The sequence below is a fragment of the Streptomyces sp. NPDC001980 genome, assembly GCF_040296885.1.
GTDB lineage: Bacteria > Actinomycetota > Actinomycetes > Streptomycetales > Streptomycetaceae > Streptomyces.
Genome location: NZ_JBEOYD010000008.1, coordinates 81859 through 106525, shown reverse-complemented (window position 1 = coordinate 106525; position 24667 = coordinate 81859). Strand labels below are relative to the sequence as shown.

Genomic DNA, 24667 nt, shown 5'->3' with positions numbered 1-24667 from the left:
GCGCCCGGTGCCGCTCCGCTCGCTGCACCCGGGTGCGGGCGGCGCCCGCACTCATCGATTCCGCACTGATCGTGCGCTGATCGCCGTGAGCCAGTATGGCCGTAACCGAACAGGTCGGGCGCGTGCAGCGCTCCATGCCCAGCGGCGCCTACGACAGGTCTGCCCTGCGAGTCGCCGTCGATCGGGCCGGCAGGGTGCAGTCGAAAGCCACAGGAGCACGAATGGGTCATTCTGCGCTGACAACGGACAGAGAGGTCTTGGTTTTTCTCGACCGCAAGCACCAGATGCAGTACGGGAGTCCGGAATTCTTCCGACAGTTCGGCGGGTCGGGCGAGGAACTGTACGGAAAGCCGTTTCGCTACCTCATAGAATCGGACCTCCGCGAGGCTCTCGACCGCGACCTGAACCAGCTGCTCGTCGGAGACCGGGACCAGTTCAGTCACCGCATAGCACTGCGGCGACGGTCTGCCACACCGCTCAGGGCCGTGCTCACGGCGACAGCCCTGTGGGGTAGTTCGCCGAACAGGGCTGTGGTCATACAGCTCTTCCACCCCACGGACCCCGCCGGGCCGAAGACCGTCAGCGAGAGTCTGGTCATCGGTGAGATGGCGGCGAAAATCCTCGAAGGAACCGCGGCAGGACTGACCTCAGAATTCCTGGCTTCACGTTTATTCATCAGCCCCAAGACCGTCGATTACCACATCTCGCGCATGCTCCGGCAGTTCGGCATGCCGAATCGGGTGGCGCTGATCGCGCTCGCCTACTCGACGGGAATACTGCAAATCAATTCGTGGCCGCCCCGGGTCGCCGATGAGTTCATAAAATAGGAATCCGGATGAGTCTATGCCCTGCCCCTCGTCTGACACGCGGCCCGTCATCAGGATGCGTCGCCATTTCCCCGGATGGTCCTTGTTTCTCGTAAGGGGGTAGGAGTGGAGCTCATGCGCAGAGCGAGGCAGGGCGGCGGAACGTCCCGTTCGGACGCCGACCCGGACGCGGGGGTCGAGACCGGCCCCACTCAGCTGAATCTTTTAGGGCCGCTCGAGATCCTCGTGTCCGGTGTCACCGTGTCCCCGGGAGGAGCGAAGCCGCAGATCCTCTTCGCCTACCTGTGTCTCCATGCCAACCGGCACGTCTCGGTCGACAACATCATCGAGGCCGTCTGGGGAGAGGCACCACCTTCGAGCGCCAAGAAGAACATCCAACTGTACGTGAGCCGCCTGCGCCGGCAGTTCGCCTACGCGACCGGCGTCCGTCTGATCACGACCAGCGACGGGTACCAGCTCACGGCCGAGTCCGATCAGGTCGACCTGGAGCGGTGCCAGCAACTGTGGCAGCTCGGCCAGGAAAGCCTCCACAACGGTGCGCCCAAGGAGGCCGGCAGGCTGCTGCGCGAGGCGATCCGGCTGTGGCGGGGCAAGCCTCTGAGCGGCCTCACCCACACTCTGGTCATGCAGGCCGAGGCGGCCAGGCTGGAACAGTTCCGGCTCGGACTGCTGATGAAGTACTTCCAGGCGCAGCTCGCGGACGGTCAGCACTTCGAGATAATTCCCGAACTCCTCGCCACGGTCGCTGATCATCCGCACCAGGAACGACTGCGCGCGGATCTCATGATGGCCCTGTGGCGGTCCGGCCAACGCCACGCCGCGCTGGCCACCTATCGCGAGGCGTACCAGCTGCTCGCCGACGACCTGGGAATCTTCCCCGGACGGCAGTTGCATGCGCTGCACCAGGCGATCCTGGCCGACGACGCGGACATCATGGGTGGCCTGACGACGGACCGGAGCGTCGCTCCATGACGTCGTTCACGGCCCGCGGGAAGGCGCTCCCGTCGCGGAGGCGGCCGTCGCGGCATGGGGCGCAGCAGCCACCGATTCACCGCCTGACCTGCACATTGATCACGCATTGATCACGGCCTGCCAGCATGGCCAATCGCTGCGGGCCCGGTGGCACGCGGCACAGAACTCACCAGAACGGATACATAAAGTGAAGCGATGCAAATCCGGCGTTCCGCTGCGTCAGTCCCTGCTTGCCGCCGTCCTGGCGCTGCCGTTCATCCTGGCCGCCGTCATCGTCGGTTCCCCCGTCGGCGGAGTGGCGAACCACCCGTCGTCCGGCACGGTGAACCACCACTACCGGGCCGAGGACCCGGAGGGCTGGAACGGCACGGGGTCGAGATACCACGGGCCCTCCTCGTGACCGGCCGGCGACGGGCGGTCGACGCCGGCGATCGCCAGGGGTGACCGTCGGCCGGGGGCGGCGTGACGCAGCCGGGGGCGGGGCGCGGACTCACCCCAGGGGTGTGCGGCGACCACCGCATCCTCACAACCGTGGCACCACGTTCACAGCCGCCGCGTCCACCGGGCCGGACCCCGGATGACCGCCGGCCGGGACCGGACCCGTCCGCACGCCACGTGACGCCCCCGGCGTGGCCCGATTCCGCGCTGCCGATCCGCCGCACTCACCCGCGGACCCCCTGCTCACCCGGGCCTGCGGCGACCCGTCGCATCCGCTCTGCGGCTCCGCGGTCCGGGTGGGACACCGCGCCGCACGCGGCACACCGAGCGGCGGGAGTGCCGGCGAGAACATGTGTACATGCGGAGAACGTGTACCCGTTTCCCGAGGGCTCCGGAGGTACCGCACCGGCCGTGGAGAGGGGGAAGAGGCCCTGGGCCGGAACCGGTCATGTGTGATCTCGTGAGAGATGAGAGAGTCGGGCGGGTGAGCGAGACACCAGCAAACACCCTGCAATACCGCTTTGACGGGCCAGAAGACGCTCCTGTCCTGATCTTGGGTCCCTCACTGGGTACCACCTGGCACATGTGGGACCGCCAGATCCCGGAGCTGGTCCAGCAGTGGCGGGTCTTCCGCTACGACCTGCCCGGGCACGGCGGCGCCCCGGCGCACCCGGCCGGTTCCGTGACCGAGCTGACCGCCCGGCTGCTGGCCACGCTCGACTCCTTCGGAGTGCAGCGCTTCGGCTACGCGGGCTGCGCGCTCGGCGGGGCCGTCGGCATCGAGCTGGCGCTGCGCCACCCGGAGCGGGTCGCCTCGCTGGCGCTGGTCGCCACCTCCCCCCGGTTCGGGACGGCGGACGAGTTCCGGCAGCGCGGTGTGATCGTACGGACGAACGGCCTCGACCCGATCGCCCGGACCTCGCCCGACCGCTGGTTCACCGGCGGGTTCGCCGCCGCCCAGCCCGCGATCACCGAGTGGGCCGTCCAGATGGTCCGCACCACCGACCCCGGCTGCTACATCGCCGCCTGCGAGACGCTGGCCGGCTTCGACGTACGGCACGAGCTGGCCCGGGTCGGAGTACCGACGCTCGTCCTGGTCGGTTCCGACGACCAGGTCACCGGCCCCGCCGAGGCCCGCACCCTGGTCGCCGGGATCCCGGACGCCCGGCTCGCGGTCGTACCCGGCGCCTCCCACCTGGTCCCGGTCGAGCAGCCGGCCGCCGTCACCGAGCTGCTGGTGCGGCACTTCTCCGCCGCGTGGCGGCCCGCCTACGACTCGACCACCGGCCAGATCGCCATCCCGGCGGCCCCGGTGAAGCCGGTGCTGCCCGCCGCGCCCCAGGCCGTGCCGCAGGTCGCGCCCCAGTTCACGCCGATCGCCGAGATCGCCCCGCCGGTGGTCGCGGCGCAGCCGCTGGGGCGGCCCGACCCGTACGAGGCGGGGCTGAAGGTCCGCCGGGAGGTGCTCGGGGACGCGCACGTGGACCGGGCGCTGGAGCAGGCCGACGAGTTCTCCGGGGACTTCCAGGAGTTCGTCACCCGCTACGCGTGGGGCGAGATCTGGGACCGGCCGGGCCTCGACCGGCGCTCGCGCAGCTGTGTCACGCTCACCGCGCTGGTCGCGGGCGGGCACCTGGAGGAGCTGGGCTTCCACGTCCGGGCCGCGCTGCGCAACGGCCTCACCCCGGGCGAGATCAAGGAAGTGCTGCTCCAGGCGGCGGTGTACTGCGGGGTACCGGCCGCGAACAGTGCGTTCCGGGTGGCTCAGCAGGTCATCCGCGAGGAGACCACTCCCGAGGGCTGAGGGACCCCGGGGACCGAGGAGTCCCCGAGGACTGCGGGACGGTCCGGGGGCAGGATGGTGACCATGAAGCTCACCAAGAAGTCCCACGCGTGCGTGCGCCTGGAGAAGGACGGGCGCACGCTCGTCCTCGACCCCGGGGGGTTCAGCGAGGAGGACGCAGCCGTCGGCGCGGACGCGATCCTGATCACCCACGAGCACGCCGACCACTTCGACGAGGGCCGGCTGCGGGCCGCGCTGGACGCCGACCCCGGCGCCGAGATCTGGACCCTGAAGTCCGTCGCCGACCAGCTGACGGCGGCCTTCCCGGGCCGGGTGCACACCGTCGGCCACGGCGACACCTTCACCGCCGCCGGCTTCGACATCCAGGTGCACGGCGAGCTGCACGCCGTGATCCACCCGGACATCCCGCGCATCACCAACGTCGGCTACCTGATCGACGGCGGCAGGGTCTTCCACCCCGGCGACGCCCTCACCGTCCCCGACCATCCCGTCGAGACGCTGATGCTCCCCGTGATGGCGCCCTGGAACAAGATCTCCGAGGTCATCGACTACGTCCGCGAGGTGAAGCCGCAGCGCGCCTACGACATCCACGACGCCCTGCTCACCGACCTCGCCCGGCCGATCTACGACCGCCAGATCGGCACCCTGGGCGGCGCGGACCACCAGCGGCTGGCGCCGGGGGCCTCGGCGGACGTCTGAGGCCGGTGGCCGGCCGTCGGCTGTCCGGGACCGGACGTCCGAGGCCGGTTGTCAGAGGGGCCCGGTAGGTTGTGGAGCATGCGCATCGCGACCTGGAACGTGAACTCGATCACCGCCCGCCTGCCGAGGCTCCTCGCCTGGCTGGAGAGCAGCGGCACCGACGTGCTCTGCCTCCAGGAGGCCAAGGTCGCCGAGGAGCAGTTCCCCTTCGAGCCGCTGCGCGAGCTGGGCTACGAGGCGGCGGTGAACGCCACCGGGCGGTGGAACGGGGTGGCGGTGCTCTCCAAGGTCGGTCTGGAGGACGTCGTCAAGGGCCTGCCCGGTGATCCGGGATACGACGGCAGCGTGGAGCCGCGGGCGATCTCCGCGACCTGCGGGTCGGTCCGGGTCTGGTCGGTGTACGTGCCCAACGGGCGCGAGGTGGACCACCCGCACTACGCGTACAAGCTCCAGTGGTTCGAGGCGCTGCAGGCCGCCGTCGCCGGGGACGCGGGCGGCAGCCGCCCCTTCGCGGTCCTCGGTGACTACAACGTGGCGCCGACGGACGACGACGTCTTCGACGTGGCCGCCTTCGAGGGCCTCACCCATGTCACCCCGGCCGAGCGCGCCGCGCTCACCGCCCTGCGCGAGACCGGCCTGACCGACGTCGTCCCGCGCCCGCTGAAGTACGACCACCCCTACACCTACTGGGACTACCGCCAGCTCGCCTTCCCCAAGAACCGCGGCATGCGCATCGACCTGGTGTACGGCAACGAAGCATTCGGCAAAGCTGTGAAGGACGCCTACGTCGACCGCGAGGAGCGCAAGGGAAAGGGCGCTTCCGATCATGCTCCGGTGGTGGTGGACCTGGAGGTGTGAGTGTCAACCTGGGACCATGGACTTCCCCTTTCTGGGTAACAGGCACGGCAAGACCGGTGACGTCCCCCACCGAGCCGACCCCGATCTGCTCGCCGAGTGCGAGTTCCTGCGCGCCCAGGCGGCCGAGGAGGGAGTCGCCCTCGACGACACCCCGGCCTCGCTGGAGGCCCTCGACCAGTTGCTCCCGCGCTGGCGGGACGACGAGGAGACCCTGACCTGGCTCGGCACCGACGCCGGCCTGTATCTGGGCACCGTCCTGACCCGGACCGTGGCCGGCGCCGAGTGGGAGATCCGGGCCGACGGGGAGCCGGTGGTACGGCTTGCGTCCGGGCGGGAGTTCGAGGTCGTCGAGTCGGGACACGACTGGGCCGCGAGCGGGGTCCCCGAGCTCTCCCAGCTCTACGCGGAGGTCGCCGAGGCCTGAACGACGGCCGCCCGTGCGGTGATTCCGGAGGATGATAAAGACGGTGTAAATACGGCTAATGCCCGAAAAGTGCGTGTCGTGCCTCAAGCCCACTCGCGGCTGGATAGTTTGCGGCAACCACGACACAGCTGAGAGCGGGTAGGGCTGCGGATGGCCGTCGATCCTCTGATCGAACTGCGGGACGTCAACAAGTACTACGGCGAGCTCCATGTCCTCCAGGACATCGATCTCACCGTCGGCAAGGGAGAGGTGGTCGTCGTCATCGGCCCCTCGGGGTCGGGAAAGTCGACGCTGTGCCGGACGATCAACCGCCTGGAGACCATCGAGTCCGGGACGATCATGCTGGACGGCCGGCCGCTGCCACAGGAGGGCAAGGCCCTCGCGAAGCTCCGCGCCGAGGTCGGCATGGTCTTCCAGTCCTTCAACCTGTTCGCCCACAAGACGGTCCTGCAGAACGTCTCCCTCGCCCAGATCAAGGTCCGCAGGCGCAAGAAGGAGCAGGCCGACCGGCGCTCGCGTGAACTCCTGGACCGCGTGGGCCTGTCTGCGCACACCGAGAAATACCCCGCACAGCTCTCCGGGGGCCAGCAGCAGCGCGTCGCCATCGCCCGCGCCCTCGCCATGGAACCCAAGGCCCTCCTCTTCGACGAACCCACCTCCGCCCTCGACCCCGAGATGATCAACGAGGTCCTGGAGGTCATGCGGCAGCTCGCCCGGGACGGCATGACCATGGTCGTCGTCACCCACGAGATGGGCTTCGCCCGCTCCGCAGCCCACCGGGTCGTCTTCATGGCCGACGGCCGCATCGTCGAGGACCGCACCCCGGAGGAGTTCTTCACCGCCCCGCGCAGCGAGCGCGCCAGGGACTTCCTGTCCAAGATCCTCAAGCACTGAGCGGGGAGCCCCACCGATGGTCCGTACCACCCGTGTGCCCGCCGCCCGTGTGACCGCTGCCCTGGCCCTGTTCACCGCCCTGCTCGGCGGCGCCGTCGCCGGCTGCGGCAAGGAGGGCAGCCCGCCGCGGAAGGGCCCCGCGGCCGACAGGCTCCCCGAGTACCAGGTCGCGCAGGGCTTCCGGCTGCCCGCTTCCCCGACCTGGACCCGGGCGAAGAAGCGCGGCCACTTCGTCGTCGGTGTCAAGGAGGACCAGCCCTACCTCGGCGAGCGGGACCCGGCCACCGGCGTCTACTCGGGCTTCGACATCGAGATCGCCAGGATGATGTCCGCCTCCCTCGGCTTCGACCCGAAGACGATCCGCTTCCGCACCATCGCCTCCGCCAACCGCGAGACCGCACTGCAGAACGGCCAGATCGACTACTACGTCGGCACGTACACCATCAACGACAACCGCAGGAAGCTGGTCGGCTTCGCCGGGCCCTACTACATGGCCGGCCAGTCCCTCCTCGTCCGCCACGACGAGAACGACATCCACGGCCCCCAGGACCTCGCCGGCAAGCGCGTCTGCTCGGCGGCCGGCTCCACGCCGTACCAGCGGATCAAGGCGGACTACCCGAAAGCGGTCCTCGTCGCCTACGACACCTACTCCGTCTGCGTCGACAACCTGCTCACCTACCAGGTCGACGCCGTCACCACCGACGACGCCATCCTCATCGGCTACGCGGCGAAGGCCCCCGACGAACTCAAGGTCGTCGGCAGGCCCTTCTCCAAGGAGCCGTTCGGTATCGGCGTCCCCCGCGGCGACACCGCCCTGCGCTTCGCGATGGACGACGCACTGGAGGCACGTGAGAAGAACGGCGACTGGAAGACGGCGTACGAGGCGACGCTCGGCCTGTCCGGCGTACCCGCCCCGGCACCGCCCCCGATCGACCGCTATCCGGCGAGCTGAGCGAGGACGGCATGAACGTACTGACAGACAACTTCCACACGTACGCCGAGGGTTTCCTCGGCACCCTCGAACTGACCGTCTACGCCTCGGCGCTGGCCCTCCTCCTCGGCTTCGTCATGGCGTCCTTCCGGGTCGCGCCCGTCGGATCCCTGCGGGCCTTCGGCACGGCCTGGGTCACCGTGCTCCGCAACACCCCGCTCACGCTCCTGTTCTTCGCGGTGCTCCTCGGCCTGCCCCGCTTCGGACTGGTCCTGCCCTTCCAGGTGTTCGCGGTCCTCGCCCTCGGCTGCTACACCTCCGCCTTCGTCTGCGAGGTGCTGCGCGCCGGCATCAACACGGTGTCCAGGGGACAGGGCGAGGCGGCCCGCAGCCTGGGCATGACCTTCGGGCAGACCCTCCGGCTGGTGATCCTGCCCCAGGCGTTCCGGTCGGTCATCCCGCCGGTCGGCTCCACCCTCATCGCGCTCGCCAAGAACTCCGCGATCGCGGGCGCCTTCAGCGTCACCGAACTCCTCGGCACCTACCGGACGCTGAGCGAGCTCGGCTACAACATCGTCTGGACCTTCGTCTGGATCGCCGTCGGCTACCTGGTCCTCACTCTCGCCATCAGCGCCCTGTTCCACGTGATGGAGCGCAGGTGGGGAGTCGCCCGATGACCGAGGCCACCGCGCTCTACGACATCCCCGGACCCGTCACCAGAAGACGGCACACGGCCTACGGCGTCCTCGCGACCGTCGTCATCCTGGCCCTGCTCGCCTGGATCCTCTACCTCCTCTTCGACACCGACCAGTTCACGTACACGAAGTGGATGCCCTTCGCCTACCAGGGGATCCAGGAACTCCTCCTGCGCGGCCTCGGCAACACGCTCAAGGCCTTCGCGACGGCGGCCGTCCTCTCCCTCGCGCTGGGCGGACTGCTGGCCACCGGACGGCTTTCCGAGCACCGGCCGGTGCGCCTGCTCGCCACCGTCGTCGTGGAGTTCTTCCGCGCCATGCCCGTCCTGGTGATGATCTTCTTCGTCTTCGTGGCGCTGAAGGTCCAGCCCCTGCCCGCCCTGGTCGCCGGACTCACCCTCTACAACGGCTCGGTGCTCGCCGAGGTGTTCCGTTCCGGGGTGATCAGCGTCGAACGCGGCCAGCGGGAGGCCGCGTTCGCGCTCGGCATGCGCAAGACCCAGGTCATGTCGTACGTCCTGGTGCCGCAGGGCGTCCGGGCCATGCTGCCCGCCGTCATCAGCCAGCTCGTGGTGGCCCTGAAGGACACCTCGCTGGGCTATCTCATCACCTACGAGGAGTTCCTCCATGCCGGGAAACTGATCGCGTCCAACCTCGACTACGATTTGCCCTTCATCCCCGTGGTGATGGTGATCTCGCCGATCTACATCGGGATGTGCATGCTGCTTTCGTGGTTCGCCGGTTGGGTGGCCAGGCGGGAGCGGCACAGTCCCAAGACCGGGGCCGCCGAGGTGGCCCCGGCCGAACCAGGGACGCTGCTGCCGTAGGGGGGCAGCAGCCAAAGGGCCAGGCCCGGCCGGCGGCAGCCGGAGATCACTGCTCGCGCAGCGGAACGGACACGTACGACGGGTCGTCCACCGGCGAGGAGAAGGTCAGCTGCGCGCCGGACGGGTTGTGCTCGATGTAGAGCGGGTCCACCGTGTCGATCACCAGCGCGAGCCGGTGTCCCGCGGGCACGTCGTAGGCCGTGGAGAACAGGTCCAGGTCCACGTCGAACGCCGTGCCGGGCGTCCGGCCGTGCCAGGTGTACGGCGCGTCGGTGACCAGCTTGCCGAGGCCGAGCGGCCCCACGTCGTAGAGGTAGGCGACGAGGGTGCCACTCTCCGCGGTCGGGGTGAGGGTGGTGTGCAACCGGGCGGTGCCGCGCACCTGCTGCGCGCCGGAGTACCGCTCGGACTGCCAGACGGCGGCCCAGCGCCGGGGGAGCAGGGGGATCGAGGCGACCGGGGGCAGCTGGGCGACCTGGTCGAGGATGCTGGACAGGAAGACGACCCCGCCGTCCGCGCCCGAGTCGACGTTCGCGTGGACGGTGGCCGTGCCCGCGAGGTCGATCTTCCGCCGCGTGGCACCGACCGACTTCCAGTCCGGATAGCCCTCGTAGCCGCCCGTGGAACGGGACTTGAGCTGCACGGGCCGCTCGCGGTCGATCCCGTTGTCCTCGCCCTTGAGGTAGTGGTCGAACCAGCGCTCGGTGTCCGTCCACACGTCGTTGGGCAGCCCGAACAGTCCGGTCAGCTCGGCGGTCGCGTGGTCGCCGGGGCGCAGCTCCAGCCGCTTGGGGCCGGTCAACCGGCCGTAGAAGTCGGCGATCTGGTTGGGCGGGAAGATCGTGTCGCCCCAGGCGTTGGCGAGCATGATCGCCGCGCCGTTCTTGTTGATCTGGTCGACATAGGTCGCGGCGGAACGTTTCTTTCCCCAGTCGATCAGTTCCTGCTCCTTGGACAGGTCGGCGGCGAAGAAGTCCTTGAAGACCTGGCTGGTCTCCGCGCTCGGGCGGCCGGTGACCAGGCCGACGCCGTCAAGGAGGGCGGTCGCTTGAGAGTGCTCCGTGCGGCCCGAGTAGATCGAGTCGATCAGGTCGGCCCAGCCGCTGAGCGAGGCGACCGCCTTGATCCGCTTGTCGTGCGCGGCCGCGAGCAGGCTGATGCCGGCGCCGTACGACACGCCCGCCATGCCGATGTGCCCGGCGTCGGACGGGGTGTTGGCGAGCGCCCAGTCGATCACCTTGGACGCGTCGGCCACGTCGGGCGGACCCGCCACTTCTATCCCGCCGCCGGACTGCCAGAAGCCCCGGACGTTGTAGGCCACCACGACATAGCCGGAGTCGGCGAGCTTCTGGGCCTGGGCCAGGTACTGGACCTGGGGGAAGCCCCAGCTCGTGGGCATGACGAGCAGCGGGTGGCGGTGCGAACCGTCGGCGCCCGCGGGCGTGACGACGTTCGCCTTGAGCGTCGTGCCGCCGTCGCCGGTGATGTCGACGAACCGGACACTGTTCGTGGCGGCCTGGGCGGCGGGGGCGAACCCGAGGACACCTCCGGCGATCAGGGTCGCGGAGACGGCGCCCACGGCGGTCGTGCGCAGGGCCTTGCGATGGGTTCCCACAGGTCACTCCCCGTATGTGTCAATGCAAAGTGACCCGACGGTAACCGTGACCTCTTACCGTAAGTAACCCGTCGGTAAGTTACGTACGAGTAAAGATTGTTGAAGGGTGCGGGCATCAGGAGGCGCGGTGCGAGGCGCGGGGCGTCTCGCTTGCGTCGGGCGGCAGCGGTGCCTGTGCGGCACGGGTGACGTCCTCGACGAGTTCGACCACGTCAGGGCCGTACGCCTGCGAGTTGACGACCTTGAGGAGCAGGACGAAGGAGTTCTTGCCGTGCTTGCGGGCGAGCCGCTCGTGGTTGCGGGCGAGGTAGCGGGTGGCCGCCTGGTTGGTGATCGCACGCTGCCCGCAGAAGAGGAACACGGGGCGGGCGTCCGGGCGTTGGCCGGCGGTGAGGCGGGCCAGCAGTACGTACTCCGTGATGCCCGGGTCGAGGCGGTAGCGCTCGGTGCCGATCTGGAAGGCGCCGCGGTCCGGACCCGGTTCCGGGTCTATGTTGACGCGCACGCCCGGCAGCATCGCGGACATGTGAGCGAGCATGCGGCGATTCGACCCGGGACCTCCGACGCAGAACTCGGTCCGCTCACCGAAGCCCTGCTGGACGTTGTCCTGGGTCACCATCTGGAGGTTCGCACCGCAGTCCTTGATCAGTGCGGCCAGCTCCAGGAGCGCGAACACGTCGAGACGGTGGACCGCCGGTTCGGAGGTGGCCGGATCGCGGTTGACGACCAGCAGCGACTCCGAGTTCTCCGGCAGCCCGAGAAAGGCCTGCTTGCGGCGCAGGCTCCGGCGCCACAGCGAGGTACGGGCCAGCCAGCCGAGCGCCGCGCTGATGCCGGCCGCCACGACGCCGAGGATAATGTTGCGCAGGTCGTCATTCATGGGCGCGCATGCTAGCGGTCACAGGTGGCCGGAACGTACCCGTGTTCGAAGTGTGGCAGTCATATGACAGTGCCCTGAATGTGGCTGTCGGGGCTGCGGCCCCGCCGGTACGCTGCGCGGACGTTCCGGAACTGGAGGTGCGGATGCGTCGCCCTGTCGCGCGGAAACTGACGGTCCTGGCGGTCTCGGCCGCCGTGGTGTCGGTGGGGGCGGCGGCGCCTCCCGCCCCCGGCGCCGCCACCACCGCGAAAACCCCGGTGGCCGTCGGCTACGGCGGTGCGGTCTCCAGCGTCGACGCGGACGCCACCGCCGCCGGCATCGAGGTGCTCCGCAAGGGCGGCAACGCGGTCGACGCGGCCGTCGCCACCGCCGCCGCGCTCGGCGTCACCGAGCCCTACTCCTCCGGCATCGGAGGCGGCGGCTACTTCGTCTACTACGACGCCAAGTCCCGTACCGTGCACACGATCGACGGCCGTGAGACCGCGCCGCTGACCGCCGACTCCAACCTGTTCGTGGAGAACGGCCGGCCGCTCGCCTTCGCCGACGCCGTCAGCAGCGGACTGAGCGTCGGCACCCCGGGGACGCCGGCGACCTGGCAGACGGCGCTCAGCCAGTGGGGGACGGAGCGGCTCGGCTCGGTGCTGAAACCGGCCGAGCGGATCGCCCGCAACGGGTTCGTCGTCGACGGCACCTTCCAGTCGCAGACCGCCGCGAACGAGACCCGGTTCCGGTACTTCCCCGACACGGCCAAGCTGTTCCTGCCGGGCGGGAAGCTGCCGGTGGTGGGCTCGACCTTCAAGAACCCCGAACTGGCCCGGACGTACAAGGAGCTGGGGAAGAAGGGGGTCGCGGACGTCTACCAGGGAGACCTCGGCAAGGACATCGTGTCGACGGTGAACAACCCGCCGGTGGACCCCGCTTCGGGGTGGAAGGCGCGGGCGGGCAAGCTGTCCGCGAAGGATCTGGCCGCCTACCGGGCCAAGTTGCAGGCGCCCACCGAGACCGGGTACCGCGGGCTGAAGGTGTACTCGATCGCGCCGTCGTCGTCCGGCGGGACGACGGTCGGGGAGGCCCTCAACATCCTTGAGAACACCGACCTCTCCAAGGCAAGCGAGGTGCAGTACCTGCACCGCTACATCGAGGCGAGCCGGATCTCGTTCGCCGACCGGGGACGCTGGGTCGGCGACCCCGCGTTCGAGGACGTGCCGACGAAGGGGCTGCTCTCGCAGCGGTACGCCGACGAGCGGGCGAAGCTGATCAGCGACGACGCGGTGCTGACCAGCCCGGTCGCGCCGGGCGACCCGAACAACCCCGGGTCGACGGGCACGGCGGCGCCGACGACGTACGAGGGGGAGAACACGACGCACCTCACGGTCGCCGACAAGTGGGGGAACGTCGTCTCCTACACGCTGACCATCGAGCAGACCGGCGGCAGCGCGATCACCGTGCCCGGGCGTGGGTTCCTGCTCAACAACGAGCTGACCGACTTCTCGTTCACCCCGGCGAACCCCGCGGTGCACGACCCGAACCTGCCGGGGCCGGGGAAGCGGCCGCGGTCCTCCATCTCGCCGACCATCGTTCTGGACAAGGCGAACCGTCCGGTGGTCGCGGTCGGGTCGCCCGGTGGGGCGACCATCATCACGACGGTGCTTCAGGTGCTGACCGAGTTCCTCGACCGGCATCTGCCGTTGGTGGACGCGATCGCCGCGCCTCGGGCGTCACAGCGGAACGCGGCGAAGACCGAGTTGGAGCCGGCGCTGTACAACGACCCCGAGCTGAGGGGGAAGTTGGAGGCCATCGGGCACTCGTTCTCGTTGAATCCCGAGATCGGGGCGGCTACGGGCGTGCAGCGGCTGCCGGGTGGGAAGTGGCTGGCGGCGGCGGAGACGGTGCGGAGGGGTGGAGGGTCGGCTCAGGTGGTGAATCCTGCGCCGTAGTTGCCAGGTGCGTGGGGGCTGGTCGCGCAGTTCCCCGCGCCCCTTTGGGGCGCGTCTCAGGCAGGGGCGCTTGACTGGTTCGGCCCGTTGAACACCAAACGATCGCCCTCTACATCCACCGTCACCTGACCGCCCTCCGTGACCGTGCCGTTCAGGAGCAAGCGCGAGAGTTGGTTGTCCACCTCCCGTTGGATGGTCCGCCGTAGCGGCCGGGCGCCGTACTCCGGCTGGTAGCCGTGTTCGGCCAGCCAGTTGACCGCCGCGTCCGTGAAGTGGGCCGTGATGCCCTGGGCGTGCAGCATGCGGCGGGTGTGTTCCAGCAGGAGTTCGGTGATCTGGCGCAGCTGGTCGCCGGTGAGCCGGCGGAAGACGACGATCTCGTCGATGCGGTTGAGGAACTCCGGGCGGAAGTGGTCCCGGAGCGGGCGCAGGACCCGCTCGCGGCGGGCCTCCTCCGTCGCCTCCTCACCGCCGGGGCCGAAGCCGATGCCGGCGCCCTGCCTCGTGATCACGTCCGAGCCCAGGTTGCTCGTCATCACGATGACCGTGTTGGTGAAGTCCACCGTGCGGCCCTGGGAGTCGGTCAGGCGGCCGTCGTCCAGGACCTGGAGCAGGATGTTGAAGACGTCGGGGTGGGCCTTCTCCACCTCGTCGAGGAGGAGCAGCGAGTAGGGGTGGCGGCGGACGACCTCGGTGAGCTGGCCCGCCTCCTCGTGGCCGACGTAGCCGGGCGGGGCGCCCACCAGGCGGGAGACGGTGTGGCGCTCCTGGTACTCGCTCATGTCCAGGCGGACCATCCGCTCCTCGCTGCCGAACAGCACCTCGGCGAGTGCGCGGGCCAGTTCGGTCTTGCCGACGCCGGTCGGGCCGAGGAAGAGGAAGCTGCCGATCGGGCGTTGGGGGCTGGCGAGACCGGCGCGGGAGCGCATGACCGCCTCGGAGACGACGGCGACCGCCTCGTCCTGGCCGATGACCCGCTGGTGCAGATGGGCCTCCAGACCGAGCAGCCGTTCCTTCTCCTCCTGGGTGAGGCTGCTGACCGGGATGCCGGTCTGCCGGGAGACCACCTCGGCGATCGCCTCGGCCGTCACGTCCAGGTTCAGCCCCTCGTCCGCCTCGTCCTCGCCGGAGAGTTCGGTGATGCGGGTCTTCAACGCGCCGATGCGGTCCCGGACCTGGGTGGCGCGTTCGTACTGCTCGTCGGCGACCGCCTGATCCTTGTCCCGGGTGAGCTGCTCGATCTCGCGCTCCATGGCGCGTACGTCGGTGCCCTTGGTGCGGGCGCCGAGGCGGACCCGGGCGCCGGCCTGGTCGATCAGGTCGATCGCCTTGTCCGGCAGCCTGCGCTCGGTGAGGTAGCGGTCGGACAGTTCGACGGCGGCGACCAGGGCCTCGTCGGTGTACCGGACCTGGTGGTGGGCCTCGTAGCGGTCGCGCAGGCCGCGCAGGATCTCGATGGTGTCCGGGACCGTCGGCTCGGGCACCAGGATCGGCTGGAAGCGGCGGGCCAGTGCCGCGTCCTTCTCGATCTTGCGGAACTCCTCAAGCGTGGTCGCGCCCACGACATGCAATTCGCCCCGGGCCAGCGCGGGCTTGAGGATGTTGGCGGCGTCCATCGCGCCGCCCTCGCCACCGCCTCCGGCGCCGACCACGGTGTGCAGCTCGTCGATGAAGACGATCAGCTGGTCGGAGTGCGAGCGGATCTCGCTCACGATGTTGGTGAGCCGCTCCTCGAAGTCGCCCCGGAACCGGGTGCCGGCGACCACGCCGGACAGGTCGAGGGCGACCACCCGGCGTCCGGCGAGCCCGTCCGGCACGTCTCCGTCCGCGATCCGCTGGGCCAGCCCCTCCACGATCGCCGTCTTGCCGACGCCGGCGTCACCGATCAGCACGGGGTTGTTCTTGCCGCGCCGGGAGAGCACCTCGATGGTCTGCTCGATCTCGTCGTCGCGGCCGATGACCGGGTCGATCCGGCCCTCCCCGGCCTGCTCGGTGAGATCGCGGCCGTACTTGTCGAGGGTCGGCGTGCCGCTCGTACGGCGCCGGGTGTCCGGGCCGGCGAGCGAGCGGTCGGTCTCCGTGGCGTCCGGCGGCAGGCCGGCGGCGGCGTACCGGGCGGCGTTCAGGATGTGCCCGGCGGCCGAGTCCGGGTTGGCGGCCAGCGCGCCCAGCACGTGCTCGGGGCCGATGTACCCGGCTCCTCCTGCCCGGGCCAGGTCGTGCGCGTCCAGGAGGGCCCGTTTCACGGCCGGGGTGAGGGAGAGCGAGGTCGGCGGGGGCGCCTCGCCGGGCGGGTGCTGGACCGGTCCCGCGCGGCCGTCGATCTCGGTCGCCAGCGAGTCGGGATCGGCGCCGGACCTGCTCAGCAGGGAACGGGTGGGCTCCGCCGTGAGCGCCGCGCGCAGCAGATGTTCGGTGTCGAGGTCCCGGCTGCCGTGCTCGGCGGCGTACTGGGCGGCGCCCTTCACCAGTTCCCTGGCCGGCTGGCTCAGCAGCCTGCCGATGTCGATCTGCCGGGGGCCCTGGCGGGCTCCGCCGCCGCCGAAGAAGCGTGCGAGGAACTCTCCGAAAGGATCCTGTCCGAAGTTGTCCGGTCCGGGGTAACCGCTGGTCATGAGCGTTCGTTCCGTTCCGGCGTCCCGGCGCCTGACGGGACGCGCTCGCTGGTCGACGTGCCGGTCCACGCGGGTGCCCCTGCAGGGCCCGGTCACACCACCTTCGCACGCCCGCCGGAGGGGGGCACGTCCAGCCGCTCGGGGGCCGGGCCGAACCGCCGGGAAATCAGCCGATCAATTCGGCAACGCAGCGGCGCCGTACGCCCCGCCACGACAATCAATGCCTTTCTCGTGCCGCGCTGTCGCACCGGCCGGACCCGGAATCCGGCCGGTGCGCCCGGCGAGTGTTATGTCACGTGATCAGCGGCCGTTGGTATTCGGCCGGGGCCGCCGCCGGTCCTGGGGTGAAGGCGGCGGAGGCAGCGGCCGCCGCCGCGTGGGCCGGGGGAACGGGACGCGCATGCGCACGTTTTCCATGAGAACTCCTTCGCTGATTGAGCGGCTTTTTGTCCGCCCGTCACGGATAGGTGTACGAGGGGACCGTCGTCGTTGTTCAGCGTTCTGGAGAATTCATTTGCGCGGCGCCGACCCGCAGATTGCGATAAGAAATGCGCAGGAAAAACCTGTGTCAGTTCTTTGAATTCCTGGCCGTGAGAATCCGCGGCCCCGCCTCCGTGATCGCCACCGTGTGCTCCGCGTGCGCCGCCCGGGAGCCGTCGTTCGTCCGCAGGGTCCAGCCGTCCTCGGCCGCGTGGTAGCCGTCCCGGCCGCCGCCGATCAGCATGGGCTCGATCGCGAGGACCATGCCCTGCCGGAGCGGGAGGCCGCGGCCCGGGCGGCCCTCGTTCGGTACCCCGGGGTCCTCGTGCATACGGCGGCCGATGCCGTGTCCGCCGAAGTCCTGCGGGATGCCGTAACCGGCGTCCCGGCACACCCGGCCGACCGCGTGTGCGATGTCGCCGATGCGGTTGCCGACGACCGCCGCCGCGATGCCCGCCGCGAGCGCCCGCTCGGCCGTCTCGACGAGCCGTACGTCCGCCGGGCGCGGCCTGCCGACCGTGAAGCTGATCGCCGAGTCACCCGCCCAGCCGTCCAGCACCGCACCGCAGTCGATGGAGACCAGGTCGCCGTCGCGCAGCCGGTAGCCGGTCGGGATGCCGTGCACGATCGCGTCGTTCACGGACGCGCAGATGACGGCGGGGAACGGGGTGGGTGCGAACGAGGGCCGGTAGCCGAGGAAGGGGGAGGAGGCTCCGGCCTCGCGCAGCACCTCCCGCGCCACCTCGTCCAGTTCGAGCAGGGAGACGCCGATGCCGGCGGCCTCGCGTACGGCCGTCAGGGCCCGCCCGACGACCTGGCCCGACGCGTACATGGCGTCGATCGATGTGTCTGTCTTCAGTTCCACCATGCCAATTAATATACCGGTTTTCTCGACCGGGTTAGAATGGTGGCATGGTGCGCACCCCTCTCACCCCAGAAGAGCGTGAACGCGGCGAGCGGCTCGGGCGGTTGCTGCGCGAGGCGCGCGGTGGCCGGAGCATGACGGAGGTGGCGGCCGCGGCGGGCATCTCGGCCGAGACCCTCCGCAAGATCGAGACCGGGCGGGCCCCGACCCCCGCCTTCTTCACGGTCGCCGCGCTGGCCCGCGCGCTCGGCCTGTCGATGGACGACCTGGTGGAGCGCTGCGCCCTGGTCGTCGTGTGACGTGCGTCGGTGCGTGACGCCCATCGGTCAAGATCGGGCAATGAGGACTCCGCGCGCCCGCTGAAAACTCCCCGTAGCAACCCCGTAACACAACTGGTGTTGCCTACGGAGCCGGAGTGTTCCGGTCTGGCGGGAGTCGAGCGATGACTGTGGATCAACTCCCGGGCCGGGTACGGGAGTTCGCGAACTACCTGAACGGCCTGCTGGCGCGCCTGGACCAGGGCGGCGGCTGGTGCGCCGTCTTCTGGCAGCGCGACCCCGACGGTATGCAGGCCTGTCTCGGCGGGCGCGAGGTGCCGCCCTGGGACGTCGTGGAGGCGCTGCTCCAGGACCTGGCGACCGGCTACGGCACGGAGTTCGCCGCACGTGAGGCCGAGCAGGCCCGCCGGCTGCACGCGGACGCGCTCGCCGCGTACGACACCCGGCCGGGCGCCCGCGAGGACCTGAGCGACCGCCTCGACGTCACCCTCCGCGAACAGCGGTACGCCGCGGAACGGCTGGCCCAGCTCGGCCGCGCCCTCGACTCCGCGCACTCCCGCGAGGAAGCCGAGGCTCTGAGCATCGACCTCGCCTGGGCCCGCGACGACCACGAACGGGCCTCCGCCCGGTGCGCCGAGCTCCAGGCCCGGATGGGACGGCTGGAGCACCGGGCCGAGCCCGCCGGACGCCCGCGGGGCGAGACCCTCACCGTGCCTCCCGAGCCGGCCCCGGCTCCCGCCCCGGCCAAGCAGCGCAAGCGGCGGCGGGGCAGTGCCCGGTTCGCCGGCCTGGCGGAGGACGAGGCCCTGCCCGCCGCCGTACCGCAGACGCCGGAGGCGGTGCCCGCGGCCGCCGCCGGCCGTCGTACCCCGCGCGGCGCCCGCTTCGCCGGGGCCGTCGAGGTACCGGCGCGGCCCGAGCAGGTGCCGGCGGAGTCCGACGAGGAGTCGGAGCGGGCCGTGGCGGCGGCCGTGGAGCGGCTCGAACGGCTCCGGGCGGAGGGCCGCACCGGGGAGGCGCACGCGCTGCTGGCCGAGGTCGCGCACTGGTCCGCGGCCCGGTTCCCGCTGCTCGCGGACGCCCTCCAGCGGGCCGGGCTCGGCGCCGACTGGGCCACGCTCCTGTGGGAGGCGGCCTCGCTGCCGCCCGCCCGGCTCGTCGCGGCCGCCGACGCCCTGACCGCCGCGGGCCGGACCGAGGACGGCCGGCAGATCCTGCGCCAGGGCGTTGCCCGCCCCGCCCCGGAGATCGGCGAGGCCGTCCTCGCCCTGGACACCGAGGGCCGGCACCGCGAGGCCCGGGCCCTGCTGGACACATACGTCCAGGTCCGCACCCCGGAGGAGGCGGCCCACAGCGCGGAACCGGATCCCCGGCGCCTGGTGCCCCTGCTGCTCCGCTCGGCCCAGTCGGTCTCGGACCAGCGTCACTGGGACCTGCTGCACGCCCTGCGGGTGGCCGGCCTCGCCTCCTGAGAGGCGTGACCCGGGCGCGCCCGAAAGGGGCGCCGGGGGTACCCCCGGCCGAAGGCTGGGGGAGGAACCGCGCGATCAGCCCCCGCGCACCGGCACTCGGCACACAGCCGAACCCCCGTGGCGGAGCCCTCTGGCTCCTCCACCGGGGTAAGAAACGCGATCGACTCGGCGGCTTAACGACGATGGTCTTGGCAAGGACTCCGAGGAGGCTTACTTTCGACCCTCTACGGGCGTAGAAGGAGCAGCTCATGGCCAACGTCGTACGCGCCGCTCTGGTCCAGGCCACCTGGACCGGCGACACCGAGTCCATGGTGGCGAAACACGAGGAACACGCCCGCGAGGCGGCCCGCCGAGGCGCGAAGATCATCGGATTTCAGGAAGTCTTCAACGCCCCCTACTTCTGCCAGGTCCAGGAACCCGAGCACTACCGCTGGGCCGAGCCGGTCCCGGACGGCCCCACCACGCGTCGTATGCAGGAACTCGCGCGCGAGACCGGCATGGTGATCGTCGTCCCGGTCTTCGAGGTCGAGCAGTCCGGCTTCTACTACAACACCGCCGCCGTGATCGACGCCGACGGCACCGTCCTCGGCAAGTACCGCAAGCACCACATCCCGCAGGTCAAGGGCTTCTGGGAGAAGTACTACTTCAAGCCCGGGAACGTCGGCTGGCCGGTCTTCGAGACCGCCGTCGGCAAGGTCGGCGTGTACATCTGCTACGACCGCCACTTCCCCGAGGGCTGGCGGCAACTCGGCCTCAACGGCGCCCAGTTGGTGTACAACCCGTCGGCCACCTCGCGCGGCCTCTCGGCCCACCTCTGGCAGTTGGAGCAGCCGGCCGCCGCCGTCGCCAACGAGTACTTCGTCGCCGCCATCAACCGGGTGGGCCAGGAGGAGTACGGGGACAACGATTTCTACGGGACGAGCTATTTCGTCGATCCACGTGGGCAGTTCGTGGGGGAGGTCGCGAGCGACAAGGGCGAGGAACTCGTCGTCCGCGACCTCGACTTCGACCTGATCGACGAGGTGCGGCAGCAGTGGGCCTTCTACCGCGACCGCCGTCCCGACGCCTACGAAGGGCTGGTACAGCCGTGAACGACCTCTTCGCCCGCCACCGCCAGGTGCTGCCCGACTGGCTGGCCCTCTACTATGACGAGCCCCTGGAGATCACCCACGGCGAGGGCCGGCACGTCTGGGACGCGGACGGCAACCGCTACCTCGACTTCTTCGGCGGCATCCTCACCACGATGACCGCGCACGCGCTCCCCGAGGTGACGAAGGCGGTCAGCGAGCAGGCCGGCCGGATCATCCACTCCTCCACGCTCTACCTCAACCGTCCGATGGTCGAACTCGCCGAACGCATCGCCCAGTTGAGCGGCATTCCGGACGCCCGGGTCTTCTTCACCACCTCTGGCACCGAGGCCAACGACACGGCCCTGCTGCTCGCCACGACCTACCGGCGTACCAACACCGTCCTGGCGATGCGCAACAGCTACCACGGCCGCTCCTTCAGCGCGGTCGGCATCACCGGCAACAAGGGCTGGTCCCCGACCTCCCTTTCCCCGCTGCAGACGCTGTACGTCCACGGTGGCGTCCGCACCCGCGGCCCGTTCGCCGAGCTGAACGACCGTGACTTCATCGCGGCCTGCGTCGACGACCTGCGCGACCTCCTCGGCCACACCCGTCCGCCGGCCGCGCTGATCGCCGAGCCCATCCAGGGCGTCGGCGGCTTCACCTCCCCGCCCGACGGGCTGTACGCGGCGTTCCGCAAGGTCCTCCAGGAGCAGGGCATCCTCTGGATCGCCGACGAGGTGCAGACCGGCTGGGGCCGCACCGGCGAGCACTTCTGGGGCTGGCAGGCACACGGGCAGAGCGGGCCGCCGGACATCCTCACCTTCGCCAAGGGCATCGGCAACGGCAGCTCCATCGGCGGCGTGGTGGCCCGCTCCGAGATCATGAACTGCCTCGACTCCAACAGCATCTCGACGTTCGGCGGCACCCAGATCACCATGGCCGCGGGCCTCGCCAACCTGTCGTACCTCCTGGAACACGACCTCCAGGGCAACGCCCGCCGCGTCGGCGGCCTCCTCATCGAACGCCTCCGCGCGGTCGCCGCCCAACTGCCCGGCGTACGCGAGGTCCGGGGCCGCGGCCTGATGATCGGCGTCGAACTGGTCAAGCCCGGCACGGACGAGGCCGACCCCAAGTCCGCCTCGGCCGTCCTGGAAGCGGCCCGGGAAGGCGGCCTCCTGATCGGCAAGGGCGGCGGCCACAACACGAGCGCCCTGCGCATCGCCCCGCCGCTGTCGTTGACGGTGGCGGAGGCGGAGGAAGGCGTAGCGATTCTCGAACAGGCCTTGAGGAGTGCTTATTAGAGGAGTGCTTGTTGGAGGGGGCGCCTGGTAGGCGCCCCGCACTGGAGCGCCCCGTCAGGGGCGCGGGGAACTGCGCGACCAGCCCCCACCGGCCCGCAGTTCCCATCGCACCGAACCCGACCAAGGGATCAAGCAAGATGACCGCCACCTGGGATCCCCCGAACACCACAGACCCCATACTGTCGGTCCGCCAGATCCTCGCCCTGGAAAGGGTCCTGGCCGGCGACCCCGAGGTGGTGGCCGGCGCCGCCCACCTCGACCGCCCCGTCCGCTGGGTGCACGTCGCCGAGGCCCCCGACGTCGGCGTCATGCTCACCGGCGGCGAGATGGTCCTCACCACCGGTGTCCTGCTCGCCGGCGACGCCCACAAACAGGCCGATTACATCCAGTCCCTGCACCGGGCCGAGGCCGCCGCGGTCGTCCTCGGCCTCGGCCGCGCCTTCCCCGCCCCGCCCGACGCCATGCGCCGCGCAGCGGACCGCTGCGGCCTCCCCCTGGTGGTCCTGCACCGCCCCTTCCCCTTCGCCGAGCTGACGGAGGAGGTCCAGTCCAGGCTGGTACGGCGGAAGTTCGCCGCCGTCAGCCTCTCCGAGTCGGTCCGCACCGCGCTCACCGGCCTCATCACGGCCGACGCCCCCCTCCAGCGGCTCCTCGACGAGGTCGCCGTGCACAGCGCCTGCCCGGTCGTCGTCACCAACCTCGCGCACCGGGTCCTCGCCACCGCGGGGGAGCGGTCGGCCGTGGACGACGTGCTGCGCGACTGGGAGCGCATCGCCCGGCAGGCCGGCGGCGGCGCGGCCGACGGCTGGATCCGCGCCGAACTGGGCGGCCGGGGCGAGCGCTGGGGCCAGATCATGCTGTGCGGCTACCGCGGCGACACCGCCACCGGCCGGCTCCTGGCCGACCGTGGTGCCGAGGCCCTCGTCCTGCACCGCATGCTCGGCGGCGGCTCCGCGCACACCTGGGAGGAGCAGTCCGCGCAGAGCCTGCTGACCGACCTGGTCTCCGGGGTCGTACCGGCCCGCCAACTGCTGCCCAGGGCCCGGGCGGCGGGACTCCCGGTCAACCGGCGGACCTTCGTCCCCCTCGTCGTACGGGACGCGGAACCGGCCCAACTGGAGCGGATCCTGCGCCTGTTGGGCCTGCCCGGGCTCGTCGCCGAACTCACCGAGCGCATCACCGCCGTCCTCCTCAGCCTCGCCCGCGACCAGGACGCCGACGCCCTCGCCGCGCACTTCGCCGACCGGCTGCACGGCGAGTCGACGGGGCCGCAGGCGGTCGTCGCCGCGGCGGGCGCCCGTACCGTCTGGGACGACGTGCCCGTCGGGCTGCGCGAGGCCCAGCACGTCGCCGACGCGGTCGCCGACACCACCGCCGCCCTCGACCTGCCGGCCGTCGTACGGCTCAGGGACGTCCACCTGCGCGGCCTGATCCGGCTGCTGCGGGACGACCCGCACGTCCAGTCCTTCGCCGAGCGCGAGCTGGACGGCCTGCTGTGCGGGAACGGCACCGAGCAGGACCTGCTCGGCGTCCTGCGGACCTACCTCGCCACCGGCCGCAACAAGTCCCGCACCGCCCAGCTCCATCACGTCTCCCGCCCCGCGCTGTACCGCCGCCTGGAGGCGATACAGACCAGGCTCGGCGTCGACCTCGACGACTTCGAGCAGGCGGCCTCCGTGCACATCGCACTCCTGGCGCACGACGCGCAACAGCAGTGAAACATGCGACGACCTGGGAAAACGGCGGTGAAACATGGGTCGACGGCAACGTGACACGGTGGCACGCCGGGCGCCCGCAGACGTGACACGATGGCACTCAAAGCCTGCTTTCGGACTTTCTAGGCTCCTCGCACATCGAGCGACACACGCCCGAGCGACCGGAGGTCCCGATGAGCCGAGTGATCCGTGCCGCCCTCTTCCAGACCGCCTGGACCGGCGACAAGGAGTCGATGATCCAGGTCCACGAGCAGGCGGCCCGCGACGCGGCCGCGCAGGGCGCGCAGGTCCTGTGCTTCCAGGAGCTGTTCTACGGACCCTACTTCTGCCAGGTCCAGGACAAGGCCTTCTACGAGTACGCCGAGCAGGTCCCGGAGGGCCCGATCGTCCAGCGCTTCCAGGCGCTCGCCCGCGAACTGGGCCTCGTCCTGATCCTGCCGGTGTACGAGGAGGAGCAGCCCGGCGTCCTCTACAACACCGCCGCCGTGATCGACGCCGACGGCTCCTACCTCGGCAAGTACCGCAAGCACCACATCCCCCAGGTCCCCGGCTTCTGGGAGAAGTTCTACTTCCGCCCGGGGAACGCCGGCTGGCCGGTCTTCGAGACGGCCGTCGGGAAGATCGGCGTCTACATCTGCTACGACCGTCACTTCCCGGAGGGCTGGCGGGCGCTGGGCCTCGGCGGTGCCGAGATCGTCTTCAACCCGTCGGCGACCTCGCGTGGACTCTCCCGCTACCTCTGGCAGTTGGAGCAGCCCGCGGCGGCCGTCGCCAACGAGTACTTCGTCGGCGCGATCAACCGGGTCGGCGTGGAGGACCTGGGCGACAACGACTTCTACGGAACCTCATACTTCGTGGACCCGGAGGGCCAGTTCGTCGGCGAGGTGGCCTCCGACAAGGAGACCGAACTCGTCGTCCGCGACCTGGACCTGGCCAAGCTCCGCGAGGTCCGCGACCGCTGGCAGTTCTTCCGGGACCGCCGCCCGGACGCGTACGCCCCACTGACGGCTCCCTGATCGCGCCCTATAGGGGCGCGGGGAACTGCGCGACCAGCCACCGACGACCGGCAC

22 protein-coding genes are annotated in these 24667 nt (G+C 70.5%); 18 read left to right on the top strand and 4 right to left on the bottom strand.

What is annotated here, in order from left to right:
- Nucleotides 1–221: 221 nt before the first annotated feature.
- From ABT137_RS14545 to ABT137_RS14495, 11 genes are all read left to right on the top strand, one after another.
- On the top strand, nucleotides 222–827 hold the full coding sequence (locus ABT137_RS14545) for a helix-turn-helix transcriptional regulator (protein ID WP_351707772.1): 606 nt from the start codon (nucleotides 222–224) through the stop codon (nucleotides 825–827).
- Between the two features lie 114 nt (nucleotides 828–941).
- The gene (locus ABT137_RS14540; protein WP_351707769.1) at nucleotides 942–1799 is read left to right on the top strand and encodes an AfsR/SARP family transcriptional regulator; all 858 of its coding nucleotides are present in this window, start codon (nucleotides 942–944) and stop codon (nucleotides 1797–1799) included.
- Nucleotides 1800–1986: 187 nt separating this feature from the next.
- Nucleotides 1987–2199, top strand: coding sequence for a hypothetical protein (locus ABT137_RS14535; RefSeq protein WP_351707767.1), 213 nt, complete (start codon nucleotides 1987–1989; stop codon nucleotides 2197–2199).
- Between the two features lie 522 nt (nucleotides 2200–2721).
- Nucleotides 2722–4041: a bifunctional 3-oxoadipate enol-lactonase/4-carboxymuconolactone decarboxylase PcaDC gene (gene pcaDC, locus ABT137_RS14530; RefSeq protein ID WP_351707764.1), complete on the top strand. Its 1320-nt coding sequence runs from the start codon at nucleotides 2722–2724 to the stop codon at nucleotides 4039–4041.
- Nucleotides 4042–4104: 63 nt separating this feature from the next.
- A complete protein-coding gene (locus ABT137_RS14525) occupies nucleotides 4105–4740 on the top strand; it encodes an MBL fold metallo-hydrolase (RefSeq protein WP_351707761.1) in 636 nt (211 codons plus the stop codon).
- A 78-nt stretch (nucleotides 4741–4818) separates the two neighbouring features.
- Nucleotides 4819–5598, top strand: coding sequence for an exodeoxyribonuclease III (locus tag ABT137_RS14520; protein ID WP_351707758.1), 780 nt, complete (start codon nucleotides 4819–4821; stop codon nucleotides 5596–5598).
- A gap of 16 nt (nucleotides 5599–5614) precedes the next feature.
- Nucleotides 5615–6022, top strand: coding sequence for a DUF6278 family protein (locus ABT137_RS14515; RefSeq protein WP_351707755.1), 408 nt, complete (start codon nucleotides 5615–5617; stop codon nucleotides 6020–6022).
- Between the two features lie 150 nt (nucleotides 6023–6172).
- Entirely contained in the window at nucleotides 6173–6916 is a 744-nt protein-coding gene (locus ABT137_RS14510; protein ID WP_351707752.1) for an amino acid ABC transporter ATP-binding protein, read from the top strand.
- A gap of 16 nt (nucleotides 6917–6932) precedes the next feature.
- Nucleotides 6933–7868, top strand: coding sequence for a glutamate ABC transporter substrate-binding protein (locus ABT137_RS14505; RefSeq protein WP_351707749.1), 936 nt, complete (start codon nucleotides 6933–6935; stop codon nucleotides 7866–7868).
- Between the two features lie 11 nt (nucleotides 7869–7879).
- On the top strand, nucleotides 7880–8524 hold the full coding sequence (locus tag ABT137_RS14500; protein WP_351707746.1) for an amino acid ABC transporter permease: 645 nt from the start codon (nucleotides 7880–7882) through the stop codon (nucleotides 8522–8524).
- Nucleotides 8521–9369 carry an amino acid ABC transporter permease gene (locus ABT137_RS14495; protein WP_351707743.1) on the top strand — a complete coding sequence of 283 codons (849 nt, stop codon included), beginning with the start codon at nucleotides 8521–8523 and terminating at the stop codon, nucleotides 9367–9369. The genes ABT137_RS14500 and ABT137_RS14495 overlap by 4 nt, the downstream gene beginning before the upstream one ends.
- 46 nt (nucleotides 9370–9415) lie before the next feature.
- On the opposite strand, the gene ABT137_RS14490 is transcribed toward ABT137_RS14495, so the two are convergent.
- On the bottom strand, nucleotides 9416–10984 hold the full coding sequence (locus ABT137_RS14490; RefSeq protein ID WP_351707740.1) for a CocE/NonD family hydrolase: 1569 nt from the start codon (nucleotides 10982–10984) through the stop codon (nucleotides 9416–9418).
- A gap of 115 nt (nucleotides 10985–11099) precedes the next feature.
- Nucleotides 11100–11864 (bottom strand): hypothetical protein, encoded by a 765-nt coding sequence (locus ABT137_RS14485; RefSeq protein ID WP_351707737.1) that lies wholly within the window; start codon nucleotides 11862–11864, stop codon nucleotides 11100–11102.
- 143 nt (nucleotides 11865–12007) lie between these two features.
- On the opposite strand from ABT137_RS14485, the gene ggt reads away from it, so the two are divergent.
- Complete coding sequence (gene ggt / locus ABT137_RS14480; RefSeq protein ID WP_351707734.1) at nucleotides 12008–13801, top strand: gamma-glutamyltransferase; 1794 nt, start codon at nucleotides 12008–12010, stop codon at nucleotides 13799–13801.
- Nucleotides 13802–13857: 56 nt separating this feature from the next.
- On the opposite strand, the gene ABT137_RS14475 is transcribed toward ggt, so the two are convergent.
- Both ABT137_RS14475 and map read right to left on the bottom strand, forming a co-directional pair.
- Entirely contained in the window at nucleotides 13858–16416 is a 2559-nt protein-coding gene (locus ABT137_RS14475; RefSeq protein ID WP_351707731.1) for an ATP-dependent Clp protease ATP-binding subunit, read from the bottom strand.
- Between the two features lie 568 nt (nucleotides 16417–16984).
- A complete protein-coding gene (gene map / locus ABT137_RS14470) occupies nucleotides 16985–17764 on the bottom strand; it encodes a type I methionyl aminopeptidase (protein ID WP_351707728.1) in 780 nt (259 codons plus the stop codon).
- A 44-nt stretch (nucleotides 17765–17808) separates the two neighbouring features.
- On the opposite strand from map, the gene ABT137_RS14465 reads away from it, so the two are divergent.
- From ABT137_RS14465 to ABT137_RS14440, 6 genes are all read left to right on the top strand, one after another.
- The gene (locus ABT137_RS14465; protein WP_351707725.1) at nucleotides 17809–18060 is read left to right on the top strand and encodes a helix-turn-helix domain-containing protein; all 252 of its coding nucleotides are present in this window, start codon (nucleotides 17809–17811) and stop codon (nucleotides 18058–18060) included.
- Between the two features lie 143 nt (nucleotides 18061–18203).
- A complete protein-coding gene (locus ABT137_RS14460; protein WP_351707722.1) occupies nucleotides 18204–19511 on the top strand; it encodes a hypothetical protein in 1308 nt (435 codons plus the stop codon).
- A 248-nt stretch (nucleotides 19512–19759) separates the two neighbouring features.
- Nucleotides 19760–20602 (top strand): nitrilase-related carbon-nitrogen hydrolase, encoded by an 843-nt coding sequence (locus ABT137_RS14455; RefSeq protein ID WP_351707719.1) that lies wholly within the window; start codon nucleotides 19760–19762, stop codon nucleotides 20600–20602.
- On the top strand, nucleotides 20599–21882 hold the full coding sequence (locus ABT137_RS14450; protein ID WP_351707716.1) for an aspartate aminotransferase family protein: 1284 nt from the start codon (nucleotides 20599–20601) through the stop codon (nucleotides 21880–21882). The genes ABT137_RS14455 and ABT137_RS14450 overlap by 4 nt, the downstream gene beginning before the upstream one ends.
- Before the next feature lie 137 nt (nucleotides 21883–22019).
- Nucleotides 22020–23600, top strand: coding sequence for a PucR family transcriptional regulator (locus ABT137_RS14445; RefSeq protein ID WP_351707713.1), 1581 nt, complete (start codon nucleotides 22020–22022; stop codon nucleotides 23598–23600).
- A gap of 170 nt (nucleotides 23601–23770) precedes the next feature.
- Entirely contained in the window at nucleotides 23771–24613 is an 843-nt protein-coding gene (locus tag ABT137_RS14440) for a nitrilase-related carbon-nitrogen hydrolase (protein WP_350788917.1), read from the top strand.
- The last annotated feature ends 54 nt before the right edge of the window (nucleotides 24614–24667 follow it).

Coding starts and splice junctions, on each gene's coding strand:
- ABT137_RS14505 (WP_351707749.1), top strand. CDS start 6,933: ATGGTCCGTACCACCCGTGTGCCCGCCGCCCGTGTGACCGCTGCCCTG.
- map (WP_351707728.1), bottom strand. CDS start 17,764: ATGGTGGAACTGAAGACAGACACATCGATCGACGCCATGTACGCGTCG.
- ABT137_RS14465 (WP_351707725.1), top strand. CDS start 17,809: ATGGTGCGCACCCCTCTCACCCCAGAAGAGCGTGAACGCGGCGAGCGG.
- ABT137_RS14500 (WP_351707746.1), top strand. CDS start 7,880: ATGAACGTACTGACAGACAACTTCCACACGTACGCCGAGGGTTTCCTC.
- ABT137_RS14510 (WP_351707752.1), top strand. CDS start 6,173: ATGGCCGTCGATCCTCTGATCGAACTGCGGGACGTCAACAAGTACTAC.
- ggt (WP_351707734.1), top strand. CDS start 12,008: ATGCGTCGCCCTGTCGCGCGGAAACTGACGGTCCTGGCGGTCTCGGCC.
- ABT137_RS14455 (WP_351707719.1), top strand. CDS start 19,760: ATGGCCAACGTCGTACGCGCCGCTCTGGTCCAGGCCACCTGGACCGGC.
- ABT137_RS14515 (WP_351707755.1), top strand. CDS start 5,615: ATGGACTTCCCCTTTCTGGGTAACAGGCACGGCAAGACCGGTGACGTC.
- ABT137_RS14460 (WP_351707722.1), top strand. CDS start 18,204: ATGACTGTGGATCAACTCCCGGGCCGGGTACGGGAGTTCGCGAACTAC.
- ABT137_RS14525 (WP_351707761.1), top strand. CDS start 4,105: ATGAAGCTCACCAAGAAGTCCCACGCGTGCGTGCGCCTGGAGAAGGAC.
- ABT137_RS14545 (WP_351707772.1), top strand. CDS start 222: ATGGGTCATTCTGCGCTGACAACGGACAGAGAGGTCTTGGTTTTTCTC.
- ABT137_RS14485 (WP_351707737.1), bottom strand. CDS start 11,864: ATGAATGACGACCTGCGCAACATTATCCTCGGCGTCGTGGCGGCCGGC.
- ABT137_RS14440 (WP_350788917.1), top strand. CDS start 23,771: ATGAGCCGAGTGATCCGTGCCGCCCTCTTCCAGACCGCCTGGACCGGC.
- ABT137_RS14520 (WP_351707758.1), top strand. CDS start 4,819: ATGCGCATCGCGACCTGGAACGTGAACTCGATCACCGCCCGCCTGCCG.
- ABT137_RS14540 (WP_351707769.1), top strand. CDS start 942: ATGCGCAGAGCGAGGCAGGGCGGCGGAACGTCCCGTTCGGACGCCGAC.
- ABT137_RS14445 (WP_351707713.1), top strand. CDS start 22,020: ATGACCGCCACCTGGGATCCCCCGAACACCACAGACCCCATACTGTCG.
- ABT137_RS14495 (WP_351707743.1), top strand. CDS start 8,521: ATGACCGAGGCCACCGCGCTCTACGACATCCCCGGACCCGTCACCAGA.
- ABT137_RS14475 (WP_351707731.1), bottom strand. CDS start 16,416: ATGACCAGCGGTTACCCCGGACCGGACAACTTCGGACAGGATCCTTTC.